Source organism: Variovorax sp. PMC12 (genome assembly GCF_003019815.1).
Classification (GTDB): Bacteria; Pseudomonadota; Gammaproteobacteria; order Burkholderiales; family Burkholderiaceae_C; genus Variovorax.
In genome coordinates this window covers 5,058,951-5,073,341 of record NZ_CP027773.1, presented here as the reverse complement: position 1 = coordinate 5,073,341, position 14,391 = coordinate 5,058,951, and the positions used below count along the sequence as shown (strand labels likewise).

Annotated in this window: 15 protein-coding genes; 11 read left to right on the top strand and 4 right to left on the bottom strand. The window is 69.8% G+C overall.

Features of this window, described 5'->3' with window-relative positions; translation table 11 throughout:
* Window position 1: 1 nt before the first annotated feature.
* The 4 genes from C4F17_RS23670 to C4F17_RS23655 are packed head-to-tail and all read left to right on the top strand — an operon-like array spanning window position 2 to window position 4,813.
* On the top strand, window positions 2-736 hold the full coding sequence (locus C4F17_RS23670) for an ABC transporter ATP-binding protein (RefSeq protein WP_081269946.1): 735 nt from the start codon (window positions 2-4) through the stop codon (window positions 734-736).
* A gap of 53 nt (window positions 737-789) precedes the next feature.
* Window positions 790-2,526 (top strand): tannase/feruloyl esterase family alpha/beta hydrolase, encoded by a 1,737-nt coding sequence (locus tag C4F17_RS23665; protein WP_106936878.1) that lies wholly within the window; start codon window positions 790-792, stop codon window positions 2,524-2,526.
* A gap of 14 nt (window positions 2,527-2,540) precedes the next feature.
* Window positions 2,541-4,286: an acyl-CoA dehydrogenase family protein gene (locus C4F17_RS23660; RefSeq protein WP_106936877.1), complete on the top strand. Its 1,746-nt coding sequence runs from the start codon at window positions 2,541-2,543 to the stop codon at window positions 4,284-4,286.
* A 35-nt stretch (window positions 4,287-4,321) separates the two neighbouring features.
* Entirely contained in the window at window positions 4,322-4,813 is a 492-nt protein-coding gene (locus tag C4F17_RS23655; protein ID WP_081269949.1) for a MarR family winged helix-turn-helix transcriptional regulator, read from the top strand.
* Between the two features lie 14 nt (window positions 4,814-4,827).
* Here C4F17_RS23655 and C4F17_RS23650 read toward each other — a convergent pair whose 3' ends face one another.
* On the bottom strand, window positions 4,828-5,481 hold the full coding sequence (locus C4F17_RS23650) for a TetR/AcrR family transcriptional regulator (RefSeq protein WP_106936876.1): 654 nt from the start codon (window positions 5,479-5,481) through the stop codon (window positions 4,828-4,830).
* A gap of 132 nt (window positions 5,482-5,613) precedes the next feature.
* Between C4F17_RS23650 and C4F17_RS23645 the strand changes: the two genes are divergently transcribed.
* From C4F17_RS23645 to C4F17_RS23630, 4 genes are all read left to right on the top strand, one after another.
* Window positions 5,614-6,057, top strand: coding sequence for a VOC family protein (locus C4F17_RS23645; protein ID WP_081269951.1), 444 nt, complete (start codon window positions 5,614-5,616; stop codon window positions 6,055-6,057).
* A gap of 123 nt (window positions 6,058-6,180) precedes the next feature.
* Window positions 6,181-6,600: a VOC family protein gene (locus C4F17_RS23640; RefSeq protein ID WP_106936875.1), complete on the top strand. Its 420-nt coding sequence runs from the start codon at window positions 6,181-6,183 to the stop codon at window positions 6,598-6,600.
* Between the two features lie 5 nt (window positions 6,601-6,605).
* The gene (locus tag C4F17_RS23635; protein WP_106936874.1) at window positions 6,606-8,075 is read left to right on the top strand and encodes a DHA2 family efflux MFS transporter permease subunit; all 1,470 of its coding nucleotides are present in this window, start codon (window positions 6,606-6,608) and stop codon (window positions 8,073-8,075) included.
* Window positions 8,076-8,145: 70 nt separating this feature from the next.
* Window positions 8,146-8,505: a DUF1428 domain-containing protein gene (locus C4F17_RS23630; RefSeq protein WP_081269953.1), complete on the top strand. Its 360-nt coding sequence runs from the start codon at window positions 8,146-8,148 to the stop codon at window positions 8,503-8,505.
* An 18-nt stretch (window positions 8,506-8,523) separates the two neighbouring features.
* Here the strand turns inward: C4F17_RS23630 and C4F17_RS23625 are convergent, their stop codons facing one another.
* Both C4F17_RS23625 and C4F17_RS23620 read right to left on the bottom strand, forming a co-directional pair.
* Window positions 8,524-9,282, bottom strand: a complete 759-nt coding sequence (locus C4F17_RS23625) for a sulfite exporter TauE/SafE family protein (protein ID WP_106936873.1) — start codon at window positions 9,280-9,282, stop codon at window positions 8,524-8,526.
* 93 nt (window positions 9,283-9,375) lie between these two features.
* Window positions 9,376-10,221, bottom strand: a complete 846-nt coding sequence (locus C4F17_RS23620) for an intradiol ring-cleavage dioxygenase (RefSeq protein WP_106936872.1) — start codon at window positions 10,219-10,221, stop codon at window positions 9,376-9,378.
* A 167-nt stretch (window positions 10,222-10,388) separates the two neighbouring features.
* Here C4F17_RS23620 and C4F17_RS23615 point away from each other — a divergent pair, with 167 nt between their 5' ends.
* A complete protein-coding gene (locus tag C4F17_RS23615; protein ID WP_081269956.1) occupies window positions 10,389-11,318 on the top strand; it encodes a LysR family transcriptional regulator in 930 nt (309 codons plus the stop codon).
* A gap of 115 nt (window positions 11,319-11,433) precedes the next feature.
* A complete protein-coding gene (locus C4F17_RS23610) occupies window positions 11,434-11,907 on the top strand; it encodes a DoxX family protein (protein ID WP_106937680.1) in 474 nt (157 codons plus the stop codon).
* A 12-nt stretch (window positions 11,908-11,919) separates the two neighbouring features.
* Here C4F17_RS23610 and C4F17_RS23605 read toward each other — a convergent pair whose 3' ends face one another.
* Window positions 11,920-12,648: a Crp/Fnr family transcriptional regulator gene (locus C4F17_RS23605; protein WP_106936871.1), complete on the bottom strand. Its 729-nt coding sequence runs from the start codon at window positions 12,646-12,648 to the stop codon at window positions 11,920-11,922.
* Between the two features lie 66 nt (window positions 12,649-12,714).
* On the opposite strand from C4F17_RS23605, the gene C4F17_RS23600 reads away from it, so the two are divergent.
* Window positions 12,715-14,376 (top strand): adenylate/guanylate cyclase domain-containing protein, encoded by a 1,662-nt coding sequence (locus C4F17_RS23600; RefSeq protein WP_106936870.1) that lies wholly within the window; start codon window positions 12,715-12,717, stop codon window positions 14,374-14,376.
* Window positions 14,377-14,391 lie beyond the last annotated feature (15 nt).

Here is a 14,391-nt window from a genome sequence, read left to right as displayed (position 1 = left end):
CATGACGACACCCCTGCTTCGCATACGCGACCTGCACGCCGGCTACGGGCGCGCCGAGGTGCTGCACGGCATCGACCTGCAGGCCGACCAGGGCCGCGTCGTCACCGTGATCGGGCCGAACGGCGCGGGCAAGTCGACACTGCTCAACGCGCTGATGGGCGTGCTGCCCTCCAAGGGCGTCATCGAGTTCAAGGGCCAGCCCATCTCGGCGATGACGCTCGAGGAACGCGTGATGCTCGGCATTGCGCTGGTGCCGGAGAAACGCGAGCTGTTCGGCACCATGCCGGTCGAAGACAACCTCGTGCTCGGCGCGTTCCGCCAGGTGCGGCTGCGCAACAAGCAGTGGCGCGACCGCATCGACGAGGTCTACACGCTGTTCCCGCGCCTGAAGGAGCGGCGCGCGCAGCTGGCCGGCACGCTCTCCGGCGGCGAGCGGCAGATGCTGGCGGTGGGCCGCGCGCTGATGTCGCGCCCCACGCTGCTGATGCTCGACGAACCCAGCCTGGGGCTGGCGCCGCTGGTGGTGCAGGAGATCTTCCGCACGGTCGATGCGCTGCGCGCCACGGGCGTGACCATTCTGCTGGTGGAGCAGAACGCGCGCGCCGCGCTCGAAGTGGCGGACCACGGCTATGTGCTCGAAATGGGCAGCGTGAGCCTCGAGGGCGAGGCACGCAAGCTCGCGGTCGATTCGCGCGTGATCGACACCTACCTGGGCGCGGCACGCAAGGCCGCCTGACGAGAAAAGAAGATCGACCGAGACACCCGCCGCGCACGCGGCAAGGAGACGACATGACGAGACATCGGCGCCACTTCACATTCGGCCTGTGCGCGAGCGCGCTCGGCGTTGCCACGCTGCTCGCGGCTTGCGCGGGGCGCCCACCCGCCCCGCATACGCCGCTGGCCGCCGCGCGGCCCGGTACGCTGCAGGCCTGCGCCGACCTGACCACGCGCGCGGCGCTGCCGGGCACGGTCTACACCGCCGTCACCGACGTGCCGGCCGGCATGGTCACGGTCGGCGGCGTCGCGATGGCGGCGCCCGCGCACTGCCTGGTGCAAGGCCGCATGAACGAGCGCACCAGCCCGGTCGACAACCAGCGCTACGCCGTCGGCTTCGAGATGCGGCTGCCCGTGGCATGGAACGGCCGCTTTTTCTACCAGGCCAACGGCGGGCTCGACGGCGTGGTGGTGCCCGCGCTCGGCGGCATCGGCGGCGGCGGCCCGCGCAGCAGCGCACTGCAGATGGGTTTTGCCGTCATCAGCTCAGACGCCGGCCATGCGGGTTCGATGGGCCCGCGCTTCGGGCTCGACCCGCAGGCGCGGCTCGATTACGGCTACAACGCGGTCGCGCAGCTCACGCCGATGGCGAAGAACCTCATCGCCAAGGCCTACGGCCGCGGCCCCGACCGCTCCTACTTCGGCGGCTGCTCGAACGGCGGGCGGCATGCGATGGTGGCCGCGGTGCGCTCGTCGCAGCAGTACGACGGCATCCTCGCGGGCGACCCCGGTTTCAACCTGCCGAAGGCGGCCGTGGCGCAGCTCTATGGCGCGCAGCAATACGCCGCCGTGGCCAGCGCGAAGACGCCCGCCGGCCAGCCCGACCTGCAAAGCGCCTTCACCCCGGCCGAGCTGAAGCTGGTGGCCGACAAGGTGCTGGCGCGCTGCGACGCGCTCGACGGCCTGGCCGACGGCATCGTGTCGAACGTGCAGGCCTGCAAAACGCGCTTCGACATCCAGCGCGACGTTCCCACCTGCGCCGCAGGCACGCGCGACGGCATGTGCCTCAGCGCGCCGCAGAAGAATGCGCTGGCCAACGTGTTCAAGGGCGCGCGCAACAGCGCGGGCCAGCCGATCTACAGCAGCTTCCCGTTCGACGCGGGCGTGAGCGGCGGCAACTGGCGCGAATGGAAGTTCGCGAGCCCGGCGACGCGCGACGCGGGCGCCGTGGCCTTCATCTTCAGCACGCCGCCGCTGGCCGACCGGCCGCAGGGCCTGCCGTTCGCGCTGGGCTTCGACATGGACCGCGACGCGCCGCGCATCGCCGCGACGGACGGCGTGTTCCGCGAGTCGGCGCTGTCGTTCATGACGCCGCCGGACGCGGCCAACCTGGGTGCGCTGCGCGACAAGGGCGGCCGCATGATCGTCTACCACGGCACCAGCGACCCGGTGTTCTCGTCGGACGACACCGCCGCCTGGTACGAGCGCGTGCAGGCCGCGAACGGCGGCGATGCATCCTCGTTCGCGCGCTACTTCCCCGTGCCGGGCATGAACCACTGCTCGGGCGGCCCCGCCACTGACCAGTTCGACATGCTCAGCGCGCTGGTCGACTGGGTCGAACAGGGCAAGGCGCCCGCGTCGATCACCGCTTCCGCGCGCGGTGCCGGCACGCCCGTGCCGAACGCCGAAGTGCCGGCCAGCTGGTCGCCGCAGCGCACGCGCCCGCTGTGCCCCTATCCGCAAGTCGCCACATACACCGGCGGCGACACCGAGCGCGCAAGCAGCTTCGCCTGCAAGCCGCCTTCTCCCTAGATTTCCGAACCCCCATGGATTACAAGCCCCGCCCCGAAGATGTCCGATTCCTGCTGAACGCGGCGCTCGATGCGCCCACGCGCCTGGCCGCGCTCGCGCCTTTCGCCGAGGTTGACGAAGCGCTGCAGTCGCAGGTGCTGGAGGAGGCGGGGCGCTTCGTTGGCGAGGTGATCGCGCCGCTGAACCGGACCGGCGACGAGACCGGCTGCCGTTTTGCCGGCGGCGAAGTGACCAGCCCGCCGGGCTTTCGCGAGGCCTACCAGGCCTTCGTCGACGGCGGCTGGCCCGCTCTTTCGGCCGCGACCGAAGACGGCGGACAGGGCCTGCCCGCCGTGCTCGAGGCCGTGCTCTACGAATGGCTGGCCGCCGCCAACCACGGCTTCACGATGGCGCCCGGCCTGCTGCACGGCGCCTACGCCTGCCTCAAGCACCACGGCAGCGACGAGCTGAAGCAGCGCTATGTACCGAAGATCGCGACCGGCGAGTGGCTGGCCACCATGTGCCTCACCGAGGCGCATGCGGGCAGCGACCTGGGCCAGGTGCGCACGCGCGCCGTGCCACAGGCCGACGGCAGCCTGCGCGTGAGCGGCGGCAAGATCTTCATTTCCGGCGGCGAGCACGACCTGACGCCGAACATCGTGCACCTGGTGCTGTGCCGCCTGCCCGACGCACCGGCCGGCCCCAAGGGCCTGTCGCTGGCGCTCGTGCCCAAGCTGCTGCCCGACGGCACGCGCAACGCGGTGCACTGCGAACGCATCGAGGAAAAGATGGGCCTGCACGGCAGCCCGACCTGCACGATGCGCTTCGACGACGCCACCGGCTGGCTGGTCGGCGAGCCGGGGCGCGGGCTGGCCGCGATGTTCGTGATGATGAATTCGGCGCGCCTGCATGTGGCGCTGCAGGGCATCGGCCTGCTCGACGCCGCCTGGCAGAAGGCCGACGCCTATGCCGCCGAGCGCCGCCAGATGCGCGCGCCCGGCCCCGTGCCCGCGAGCCGCGGCAACGAAAGCGCGGACCTGATCGCCGAGCACCCGGCGGTGCGCCGCATCCTCGACACGCAGCGCGCCTGGATCGACGGCGCGCGCACCCTCGCCTACCGCAGCGCGCTGATGCTCGACGTGGCCGCGCACGACGCCGACCCGAAGGCCCGCGAGCGCGCGCAGCGCTGGTGCTCGTTCGTCACGCCGGTGCTCAAGGCGGCGTGTACGCAGCAGGCCTTTCTGGGTGCGAGCGAATGCCTGCAAGTGTTCGGCGGGCATGGCTACGTGCGCGAATGGGGCATCGAACAGATCGTGCGCGACTCGCGCGTGACCATGATCTACGAGGGCACCAACGAGATCCAGGCCATCGACCTGCTGGTGCGCAAGGTGCTGCCCGACGGCGGCGCCGGCATGTCGGCGGTGCTGCTCGAGATGCGCGACACGCTCGACGCCTCGCGCGAGGCCGATGCCGACGTGCAGCGCCGGCTCGCGCAGCTACGCTACCTGGGCACCACGGTCGCGATGGCCGCGCACGCCAACCCGGCGCTACCCTGCGAAGTGGCGGACGACTACCTGCGCGTGGCGATGCTCACGATGCTGGCCTGGGCCTGGGCGCGCATCGAGGCGGCGGCGCCGCAAGACAGCGCGAGGGCACGGGTGGCGGCGGCCTTCCGGCGCTGGGCGCTGCCGGAGTTCGAGATGCGGCTGGGCATCGTCAAGCGGGCCTGCGAGACGGTCGCGCTGACCCACGCGGCGCAGCCGCAGGCTGTCGCGCGCTAGGCTGCCGGGCAACATTCACGCGGTACGCTCGGGCCATGCCTTCCTCTTCGAAATCCGCTCCCGCGAAAAGCGAGCCGAGCATCGCGCCGCCGGGCAAGGCGGACCGGCTCGACGCGCGCATGCTCGAAACCCTGGTCGGCTACAACGCCCGCCGCGCATGGCTGATCGTCAGCGACTTCTTCGCGGAACGCATGGCGCCCTATGGGCTCAAGCAGATCGATTTCTCGGTGCTGTCGCTGCTGGCGCACAACCCGGGCGCCACGTCGCGGCAGCTGTGCAGCACGCTGGACATCCTGCCGCCCAACCTGGTGAGCCTGGTTGCCACGCTCGACAGCCGCGGGCTCATCGAGCGCCGGCCCCATCCGCACGACGGCCGCGCGGTGGGCTTGTATCTCACGCCGGCCGGCGATGCGCTGATCCGCGAGGCCGAGCAGGCCGTGATGCAGCTCGAGGCCGACGCCAGCGCCAGGCTCACCGCGCGCGAGCGCGAGACGCTGATCCGCCTGCTGCAGAAGATCTATCTTTGAGCGCCTGAGGGCGCCTACAGCCCTCGCTCGACCATGTCGATGAGGCGCTGGCCCAGCGCGTGGGTCTCGGCGGGCGGCATGGCGCGCAGTGGCCCGTCGATGATGAGCAGCGCCAGACCGTGCACCGACGACCACGCGAGGTATTCGGCATTCGGGCGCCGCGCCGGGTCGAGCACGCCCGCGTCCACCAGCCGGTCGATGGCCTTGCCCAGCAGCTGGAACGGGTCCAGCCCGCTCGCGCCGGCCTTGCCCGGGCCGAGCTGGCCGTCGCCTTCGGCGGAAACCACGAACGCGGTGCGGAACAGGCCAGGCTCGGCCTGCGCGAACCGCAGATAGGCGGTGCCGATGGCGCGCACCTGGGCGCGCGCGAAGTCGGCGGGCGGCTGGTCGCAGGGCAGCACGGCCAGTTCCTTTTCCATCGCACCCGCTGCCGCGGCCAGGGCCGCCTCCCGCACGGCCCACAGCAGTTCCTGGCGGCTGCCGAAGTGCCGGTAGGCGGCATTCGGCACCACGCCCGCGCGCCTCGTGGCTTCGCGCAGCACCACGGCGTCGGGGCCCCCGTCGCGTGCGAGCTCGATGCCCGCGTCCAGCAGTGCCCGGCGCAAGTCCCCGTGGCGGTAGGTGCTGCGGGCGGGCGGCAGGCTTTCAGGGACGTTGTTGAGCTTCATTGCACTTCCATGTGGACACCGTCCATTATCCCTGCTATTCTTTGTGGACGGTGTACACAAAGTAATCCGATTGTTTGCGGCCTGATACGCCGTGGCCCCACCGACCCACCTCATCCGCCAGAAGGAATCGCCATGAAAGTCCAGTCTTACCTCTCGTTCGAAGGCCGCTGCGACGAAGCGCTCGGCTTCTACAAGCAGGCGCTCGGCGCCGAAACGATCCAGCTGATGCGCTATGCCGACGCGCCGGCACCCGAGCCCGCCGCTTCCGGCAACCCCGACGCCAGTTGCGGCGGTGCCGGGCCCGCGCCCGACAAGGTGATGCACGCGGTGGTCCGCATCGGCGAGACCGAGCTCATGGCCTCCGACGGCCGCTGCTCGGGCCAGCCGAAGTTCGAGGGCATCATGCTGGCCCTCACCGCCGGCACCGACGCCGAAGCCGTGAAGTGGTTCAACGCGCTGGCCGAAGGCGGCCAGGTGATGCAGCCGCTGATCCCGACCTTCTTCACCTCCAGCTTCGGCATGCTGACCGACCGCTTCGGCGTGGGCTGGCTGCTGGTCGTGGCGCAACCGGCCTGACCGCGCATCTTTCTTTCGTCACGGGTCACCTGGTTCAAGCACGGCCCGAGCCCCCATGTCGCCAAGCTCATGGGGCCCTGCCAACCTCGAGACAGCCACTCAAAAGCAACCAAGGAAACTCTCATGTCCCCCATCAACGCCTACCTCACGTTCGACGGCAATGCAGCCGAGGCCATGCGCTTCTACGAGAAGACGCTCGGCGGCAAGATGCAGATGATGATGACCATGGCCCAGGCGCCCGGCGCCGAGCAGTTCCCGCCCGGCGCGGCCGACCGCATCATGCATGCCGCCCTCGCCTATGGCGACGGCCTGCTCATGGCCTCCGACTCCATGCCCGGCATGCCCTACGAAGGCATGAAGGGCTTCGGCGTGGCGCTCACGCTCGACACGGTGCCCGAAGCCCGGCGCGTGTTCGACGCCTTCGCCGAGGGCGGCAAGGTCACGATGCAGTTCGGCCCGACCTTCTGGGTCGAGGGCTTCGGCATGGTGACCGACCGCTTCGGCACGCCCTGGCTCATCAACGGCGGCAAGCCCCTGGTGTGACGCGCATGACGGACGCACTCGACAGCCGAAAGCGCTGGCTCGCGCTGATGGTGCTGTGCCTCGGCGTGCTGATGATCGTGCTGGACACCACCATCGTGAACGTCGCGCTGCCCTCGATCCGCACCGACCTCGGCTTCACCGAGACATCGCTGGTCTGGGTGGTGAACGCCTACATGCTGACCTTCGGCGGCTTCCTGCTGCTGGGCGGGCGGCTCGGCGACCTGTACGGCCACCGCAAGCTCTTTCTCATAGGGCTGGTGCTGTTCACGCTGGCCTCGCTGGCCTGCGGCATCTCCAACTCGCAGGTGCTGCTGGTGGCGGCCCGTGCGGTCCAGGGGCTGGGCGGCGCGGTGGTTTCGGCCGTGTCGCTCTCGCTCATCATGAACCTCTTCACCGAGCCGGCCGAGCGCGCCAAGGCCATGGGCGTGTACGGCTTCGTGTGCGCGGGCGGCGGCAGCATCGGCGTGCTGCTGGGCGGCCTGCTCACGAGCACGCTGAGCTGGCACTGGATCTTCCTGGTGAACCTGCCGATCGGCGTGGCGGTGTATGCGCTGTGCGTGGCGCTGCTGCCGAGCGCGCGCGGCCATGCGCACGGCGAGAAGCTCGACGTGGCCGGCGCGGTGACGGTCACGCTGTCGCTCATGCTGGCGGTGTACGGCGTGGTCAACGGCAACGAAGCGGGCTGGGGTTCCACGCAGACCGTGGGCCTGCTCGGCGCGGCCGTGGTGCTGCTGGCGGTGTTCATCGCCATCGAGGCGCGCGTGCAGCATCCGCTGATGCCGCTGGGCCTGTTCCGGCTGCGCAGCGTGTCGGTGGCCAACGTGGTGGGCGTGCTGTGGGCGGCCGCCATGTTCGCGTGGTTCTTCATCTCGGCGCTCTACATGCAGCTGGTGCTGCAGTACACGCCGATGCAGATCGGCCTGGCCTTCCTGCCGGCCAACATCATCATGGCGGTGTTCTCGCTGGGCCTGTCGGCAAAAATCGTGATGCGCTTCGGCATCCGCAAGCCGCTGGCGGCGGGGCTGTGGCTCGCGGCCATCGGGCTGGCGCTGTTCGCGCGCGCACCGGTCAACGGCAGCTTCGTGGTCGACGTGCTGCCCGGCATGATGCTGCTCGGCCTGGGCGCGGGCATGGCGTTCAACCCGGTGCTGCTGGCGGCCATGAGCGAGGTGGGCCCGTCCGATTCGGGCCTGGCCTCGGGCGTGGTCAACACGGCCTTCATGATGGGCGGCGCGCTGGGCCTGGCGGTGCTGGCCAGCGCCGCGGCGGCGCGCACCGCGTCGATGGAGGCCGCCGGCGCGCAGATGCCGCTGGCGCTCACCGGCGGCTACAACCTTGCGTTTCTCGTCGGCGCCGTGTTCGCGGCGGCGGCGGGCCTGATCGGGGCGTTGCTGCTTCGCTCCACCATGCCGGGGCAGATGCAGGACAACAACAACGAAGAAGAAGCGGCACCCCGTGGATCGGCGGCATCGTGAGCCAGGAGGCCACATGCAGCCGCCGGTATTTTTTCTTCAACGGTTCCACTCTTTGTTCAGGAGAACTTCCATGGCTCGTTATGTAGACGGTTTCATCGTCGCCGTTCCCAGTGCCAACGTAGAGGCCTACCGCAAGCTGGCGCGCAAGGCCGGCAAGGTCTGGATGGAATACGGCGCGCTCGAATACGTCGAGTGCATCGCCGACGACGTGAAGCCCGGCAAGCTGACCTCGTTTCCACAGAGCGTGAAGCAGAAGGCCGACGAGACCGTGGCCTTCTCGTGGATCACCTACAAGTCGCGCAAGCACCGCGACACGGTGAACGCCAAGGTGATGGCCGACCCGCGCATCGCATCGATGGACCCCAAGACCATGCCCTTCGACGCCAGGCGCATGATCTTCGGCGGCTTCAAGTCGATCGTCGAGTTCTGACGGGCCGCCGCGCGGGCCTCAGGCGATGAATCCGTCGTAGACGAGCTTCAGGCCCGTGAGCAGCATGCCCAGGTACACGAAGCGATAGAACCAGGTCGCGTCGATACGCCGCGCAATGCGGATGCCGACCCACACGCCGAACGGCGCGATCGGCATCAGCACCAGCGAAGTGGCCAGCGTGCGCAAGTCGATGAGGCCCAGCCAGGCGTAGGGAATCCACTTGCTGAGGTTCACCACGAAGAAGAAATACGCCATGGTGGCCGTGAAGATCACGGGCTTGAGCCGCAGCGGAATCACGTAGGCGTTGATGGGCGGGCCGCCCGCATGCGCGATGAAGCTGGTGAAGCCCGACACGGTGGTCAGCACCGCGCCCACGCGGCGCGAGGGCAGCGGGTCGTCAGGCTTGGGCGGGAACAGCAGGCGCTGCGCCAGGAACAGCAGCGTGAACACGCCGACGATGCCCGCCACCGTGTGCGCCGGCAGCATGCGAAACAGCAGCGTGCCGATCACCGTGCCCAGCAGGCCGAACGGAATCAGGAACTTGAGCAGCGAGCGGTCGAAGTCGCGCCGGAACGCGGCCAGGCCCAGCACGTCCATCAGCAGCAACAGCGGCATCAGGATGGCGGCTGCCTGCGGCACGGTGACGGCCAGGGCCATCAGCGGCACCGCGAGCGACCCGAAGCCGGCGCCGAAGCCGCTCTTGCTGATGCCGAGCAGCAGCACGGCGGGAATGGCGACCGCATAGAAATGCGGGTCGGTGATCAGGGGGAAAACCATGGGCGGAAGGCAAAAGAAAACCCGCCATGCGGGCGGGCCTTCCGAGCGTAGCAGGATGGCGCGGAACGCGCCCGGCGCCGCCGGCCTTGCCTCCTACTGCCGGGCCGGCTGCTTCAGCGGATTGAGCACGAAGTCGAAGTCCAGGCGCCAGCGGCCGTTGTCCTGCTTCTTCCACGGCGCGACCAGCGACTGGCGCACCGCGAACACGGCGTCGGAGTCCAGCCATTCGTCGCCGTCGCGGAACACGTGCGTGATGAGCCGCTCGTAGCCCGGCGCCTCGATCTTGAAATGCAGGTGCGCGGGCCGCCACGGGTGGCGCTTCGTCGCGCGCAGCAGGTCGCCCACGGGGCCGTCGACCGGGATCGGGTACGCCACCGCCACCACGCTGCGGAAATGCAGCGAGCCGTCTGGCCCGGTGCGCAGCGTGCCACGGTTCTCCGCATGGTCGAGCCCGGCGTGCTGCACGTCGTAGTGGCCGCCGGCGTCGGCCTGCCACACGTCGACGACCGCGCCGGACACCGGCTCGCCGCCGAGCCCGCGCACGGTGGCATGCACGTCGCAGGGCTCGCCCTCGGCGCCGTTGGCCACGTCGTCGCCGTGCTCGTACTCGGGGGCACCGTCGAAGTAGAAGGGGCCGAACACCGTGGCCTCGGTGCAGCCCGCGGGCTTGTCGTTGTTCATCGCGATGGTGAGCATCGACAGGCCCAGCACGTCCGACAGCAGGATGAATTCCTGCCGCTTGTCGTCGCACTTCTGGCCGGTGGCCGTGAGGTACTGGATGCCCTGGAACCACTCGTCCTCGGTGAGCTTCACCTCGCGCGCAAAGGCGTGTAGGTGCTGCACCAGGCTGGTCATGATCTCGCGCAGGCGAGGGTCTGGCGTGTCGGCGAAGCGCGCAAGCACGGCCTGCGTGATGTTGTCCTGGTTGAGGTTGCGCATCGTGGTGTCTCCATGTCGTCTCGTAGGTACGGCGCACTTTAGGCCGCGCGCCGCCGCGCCGAAAGCCGCCGGGCGCAAATGATTTTTCCGCCCAGCGGAACGGTCGCAACGCCGCTGCGCCAAAATCGTCCGAACACACAGAAGACAAGCCCCGGAGACACCGCCCCATGGACCGCTGGACCGAAATCGCCCTGCTCGTGCAGATCGCCGATGCCGGCAGCCTGAGCCGGGCGGCCGAGGCGCTGGGCCTTTCCAACGCCGCCGCGAGCCGGCACCTGAGTGCGCTGGAGGACCGCCTGGGCGCGCGGCTGGTGGAGCGCAACACCCGCCGGCTCTACCTGACCGACACGGGCCGCGAGTTCTGCGGCCGCGCCCGCGCCATCCTGAGCGACCTGGCAGATGCGGAATCGACGGTCAACGCCACCGCCTTCAACCCGACCGGCACGCTGCGGGTGACGGCGTCGCTGTCGTTCTCCATCCACCACATCGCGCCGCTGCTGCGCGAATACACCCAGCGCTATCCGGGCGTGACGGTGCACGTGGAAGCCGCCAACCGGTACTTCGACCTGATCGACAACAACATCGACGTGGCGATCCGCACGCGTGAGTTCGAGCCCGACTCGAACGTCACGATCCGCCGGTTGGGCGAGACGCGGCGCATCCTGGTGGCGTCACCGCGCTACTTTGCGCAGCACGGCTTTCCGAAGACGCTGGAAGAACTCGCGCGGCACAAGCTGCTGATCTACACCCACGCCAACAACCCGAACGAGCTGCGCTTCAGCCGCCGGGGCGAGACGCGAACGGTGTCGGTCACCGGGCTGCTCGAGTCGAACGACGGCCAGGTGCTGCGGGCCGCCGCGCTCGACGGCATGGGGATCCTGGTGCAGCCGACCTACATCGTCTACGACGACGTCGTGGCCGGCCGGCTGGTGCCCACGCTGGACGACTGGGACCTGCCGCACCTGACCATCAACCTGGCGTATCCGAGCCGCAAGCACCTGTCGGCCAAGGTGCGCAGCTTCATCGACTTCATGGCGGCGCACTTCGCGAAGATGGACTACGAACGCAAGTGGACCAGCCATTTCGGCGCGCGCTGAGGCGGCTTTGCGGCAAAACATGTGCGTTTACGCACATCCCGCTTTCCGGCGGCTGCGCACACTGGCGGCGCAACCGTCGCATTTCGCGGCGGCCTTCAATTTCCAAGGATCCGCCATGAACACCCAGGCCGCAGCCGCCAACACCCCACGTGCGCCGATCGCATCGCCGCTTTCCGCCGTCTCCCCCACCACGCTGGACGACTCCGGCAAGCTGCTGATCCGCGTGACGGTCGGCTTCCTGGTGCTGCTGCACGGCATCTTCAAGCTGTCGGCGGGCGTCGGCTTCATCGCGGGCATGCTGGCCAAGGCCGGGCTGCCGGGCGGCATCGCCTACCTGGTGTACGTCGGCGAAATCGTCGCGCCGCTGCTGATGATCGCGGGCCTCTTCACCCGCGCCGCCGCCGGCGTGGTGGTGATCAACATGCTGGTGGCTTTCGGCCTCGTGCACATGGCCGACCTGTTCGCGCTGACCAAGCAGGGCGGCTGGGCGCTGGAACTGCAGGGCCTGTACCTGTTCGGCGCACTGACGGTGGTGCTGCTGGGCGCCGGCCGCTTCAGCATCGGCGGCCGCAACGGCCGCTTCAACTGACGGCCGGCCGGTTCAGCCGGCGTCGCCCCGCACCTGCGAGACCATCGCCTCGAGGCGGGCGATGTCGGCCACCAGCAGGGCCTTGTCGTCCTTGCGCAGCACGCCGCTGCGCACCAGCACGTTGAGTTCGCGGGTGACCTGCTCGCGGTTGGTGCTGATCTGGCTGGCCAGCGCCGCATGCTTGGGCGCGGGGTCCAGCCGGGCCTGGTTGGCGTCCCCGCCATGCGGGCCGGCGGCACGGGCCAGGCGCAGCAGCTCGGCGTGCAGCCGGTTCTGCACGCCCAGGGTGCTCAGGTCGATCACCCGTTCCGACAGCTGCCGCACCAGCGAAGCCAGCCGCAGCATCACCCGCTCAGCCACCAGCGGCTCGTCGCGCAAAAGGGCCATGAAGGCGGCACGGTCCAGGCTGGCGACCACGCTGGGCGCAAGGGTGACGACGTCGGCCGAGCGCGGGCCGCCGTCGATGGCGGCGATGTCGCCGAAATGCTCCCCGGCCTCCGAGTCGCGGAAGGTCACCTGCCGGCCGTTGGCCGAATAGGTCGTCACCCGCACCCGGCCCGAGACCAGCAGGAACACCTCGCCCTGCTGCTCGGCGCGCAGCAGCAGGGGCTTGCCGGCTTCCACGCTGTGCCACAGGCATTGCCGGGCCAGCAGGTCCAGCCGCTGGTCGGAGAGGCCTTCGAGCAGCGCGATCTGGCGCAGTGCGAGGCTGGAACGCGGGACAGGGTCTGGTTTGTCCATGCCGGGGTCTGTGGTCAAGGGGGATGAGCGCGCGGATTATGCTCGGGAGCCGCTTCGAACCCGTTCATGGACAGACGTTCCCCCCAACCGCACTTTTCCCCGAGAACGCCGACACGGCGCAATCTCCGCTGGGCGAGCGGGCTGGTGCTGATGGCCTACATCACGGTTCACCTGCTGAACCATTCGCTCGGCATCTATTCGTTTGCCGCCGCCGAAACCGTGCTGCGCGGCGTGCAGAAGTTCTGGCACAGCCTGCCCGGCACCGCGCTGCTGTATGGCGCCGCGGGCACCCACCTCGTGCTGGCCGTGGTCGCGCTGTGGGAGCGGCGCACCCTGCGCATGCCGCCGCTGGAGGGCCTGCGGGTGCTGCTGGGCTTTGCGCTGCCGCTGCTGCTGGCCACCCACCTCACGGCCATGCGCGGCGCCTACATGGCCTACGGCATCGAGGGCTCGTACGTGCGGGTGGTCTGGGGCCTGTGGGACTGGCAGGGCGCGGCCGCGCAATTGGTGATGATGCTGGCGGCCTGGACCCACGGCTGCCTCGGCCTGCACTTCGCGCTGCGGGCGCAGCCGGCGTACCGGCGCTTTTCCTACCTGCTGCTGGCCGTGGCCGTGACGCTGCCGCTGACGGCGGCGATGGGCTTCGTGTCGATGGGCCGGGAGTTCCAGTGGACCGGCGTGCCGCCCGTCGTGCTGCCGACGCCCGAGCAGGGCAAGGCGCTCGGTACGGCCGAAGACAGCATCAAGTGGTTCTACGGACTGGCGCTGGCCCTGCTGCTTCTGGCGCGCTGGGGGCGCAACGCTTTCGCGCGCTGGTCGCGACAGCCGTCGATCACGCTGCGCTATCCCGACCGCACGGTGCAGGTGCCGCGCGGCTGGAGCGTGCTGGAGGCGAGCCGTTCGCACGGCATCGACCACCTGTCGATCTGCGGCGGCCGGGCGCGCTGCTCGACCTGCCGGGTGCGCGTGGCCGGCCCGGCGGAGCACGTCGGAGAAGCGGGCCGCGACGAGCAACGCACGCTGGAGCGCGTGCGCGCGCCCGCCGACGTGCGGCTGGCCTGTCAGCTGCGCCCGCGCGGCGACATCGAGGTGACGCCGCTGTTCGCGCCGCTGCCCAACGAAGGCCGGCCCGCGCCGGTCGGCAGCTTCGGGCGCGAGCGAGACGTGGCGATCCTGTTCGTCGACCTGCGGCGCTGGTCAGGCCTGTCGGAGCGGCAGTGGCCCTTCGACCTGGCCTATGTGCTCGATCGCTACTTCGCCACCGTGGGCGCGGCCGTGCGCGAGAGCGGCGGCGTGCCCAACCAGTTCATCGGCGACAGCGTGATGGCCATCTTCGGGCTCGACTGCGACCTGCCGACCGCCTGCAGGCAGGCGCTGCGCGCGACCGAGCTGATCGGCGAGCGCATGGACGCATGGAGCCAGGGCTTCGAGGCGCAGTTCGGCCAGCGGCTGGAGTTCGGCATGGGCCTGCATGCGGGCCGCGCCGCGGTGGGCGAGGTGGGCTACCTGGAAACCACCACCTTCACCGCCATCGGCGAAGTGGTGAACACCGCGAGCCGGCTGCAGGACCATTCGAAGACGGCGGCGTCGCGCCTCGTCGTCTCGCTGTTCGCGGCCGAGCAGGCGGGCGTGGCGCACACCCTGGGCACGCCTGAAACGCTCGCGGTGCGCGGGCGCTCCGAACCTCTTGCGGTGCTCTACGCATCCACTGGTGCCGTATGCGCGTAGTAGTTGCCGAATGCG

What these genes read in the sequence shown, in the direction of transcription:
- C4F17_RS23670 (WP_081269946.1), top strand. Translation starts at nt 2, where the DNA reads ATGACGACACCCCTGCTTCGCATACGCGACCTGCACGCCGGCTACGGG.
- C4F17_RS23665 (WP_106936878.1), top strand. Translation starts at nt 790, where the DNA reads ATGACGAGACATCGGCGCCACTTCACATTCGGCCTGTGCGCGAGCGCG.
- C4F17_RS23660 (WP_106936877.1), top strand. Translation starts at nt 2,541, where the DNA reads ATGGATTACAAGCCCCGCCCCGAAGATGTCCGATTCCTGCTGAACGCG.
- C4F17_RS23655 (WP_081269949.1), top strand. Translation starts at nt 4,322, where the DNA reads ATGCCTTCCTCTTCGAAATCCGCTCCCGCGAAAAGCGAGCCGAGCATC.
- C4F17_RS23650 (WP_106936876.1), bottom strand. Translation starts at nt 5,481, where the DNA reads ATGAAGCTCAACAACGTCCCTGAAAGCCTGCCGCCCGCCCGCAGCACC.
- C4F17_RS23645 (WP_081269951.1), top strand. Translation starts at nt 5,614, where the DNA reads ATGAAAGTCCAGTCTTACCTCTCGTTCGAAGGCCGCTGCGACGAAGCG.
- C4F17_RS23640 (WP_106936875.1), top strand. Translation starts at nt 6,181, where the DNA reads ATGTCCCCCATCAACGCCTACCTCACGTTCGACGGCAATGCAGCCGAG.
- C4F17_RS23635 (WP_106936874.1), top strand. Translation starts at nt 6,606, where the DNA reads ATGACGGACGCACTCGACAGCCGAAAGCGCTGGCTCGCGCTGATGGTG.
- C4F17_RS23630 (WP_081269953.1), top strand. Translation starts at nt 8,146, where the DNA reads ATGGCTCGTTATGTAGACGGTTTCATCGTCGCCGTTCCCAGTGCCAAC.
- C4F17_RS23625 (WP_106936873.1), bottom strand. Translation starts at nt 9,282, where the DNA reads ATGGTTTTCCCCCTGATCACCGACCCGCATTTCTATGCGGTCGCCATT.
- C4F17_RS23620 (WP_106936872.1), bottom strand. Translation starts at nt 10,221, where the DNA reads ATGCGCAACCTCAACCAGGACAACATCACGCAGGCCGTGCTTGCGCGC.
- C4F17_RS23615 (WP_081269956.1), top strand. Translation starts at nt 10,389, where the DNA reads ATGGACCGCTGGACCGAAATCGCCCTGCTCGTGCAGATCGCCGATGCC.
- C4F17_RS23610 (WP_106937680.1), top strand. Translation starts at nt 11,434, where the DNA reads ATGAACACCCAGGCCGCAGCCGCCAACACCCCACGTGCGCCGATCGCA.
- C4F17_RS23605 (WP_106936871.1), bottom strand. Translation starts at nt 12,648, where the DNA reads ATGGACAAACCAGACCCTGTCCCGCGTTCCAGCCTCGCACTGCGCCAG.
- C4F17_RS23600 (WP_106936870.1), top strand. Translation starts at nt 12,715, where the DNA reads ATGGACAGACGTTCCCCCCAACCGCACTTTTCCCCGAGAACGCCGACA.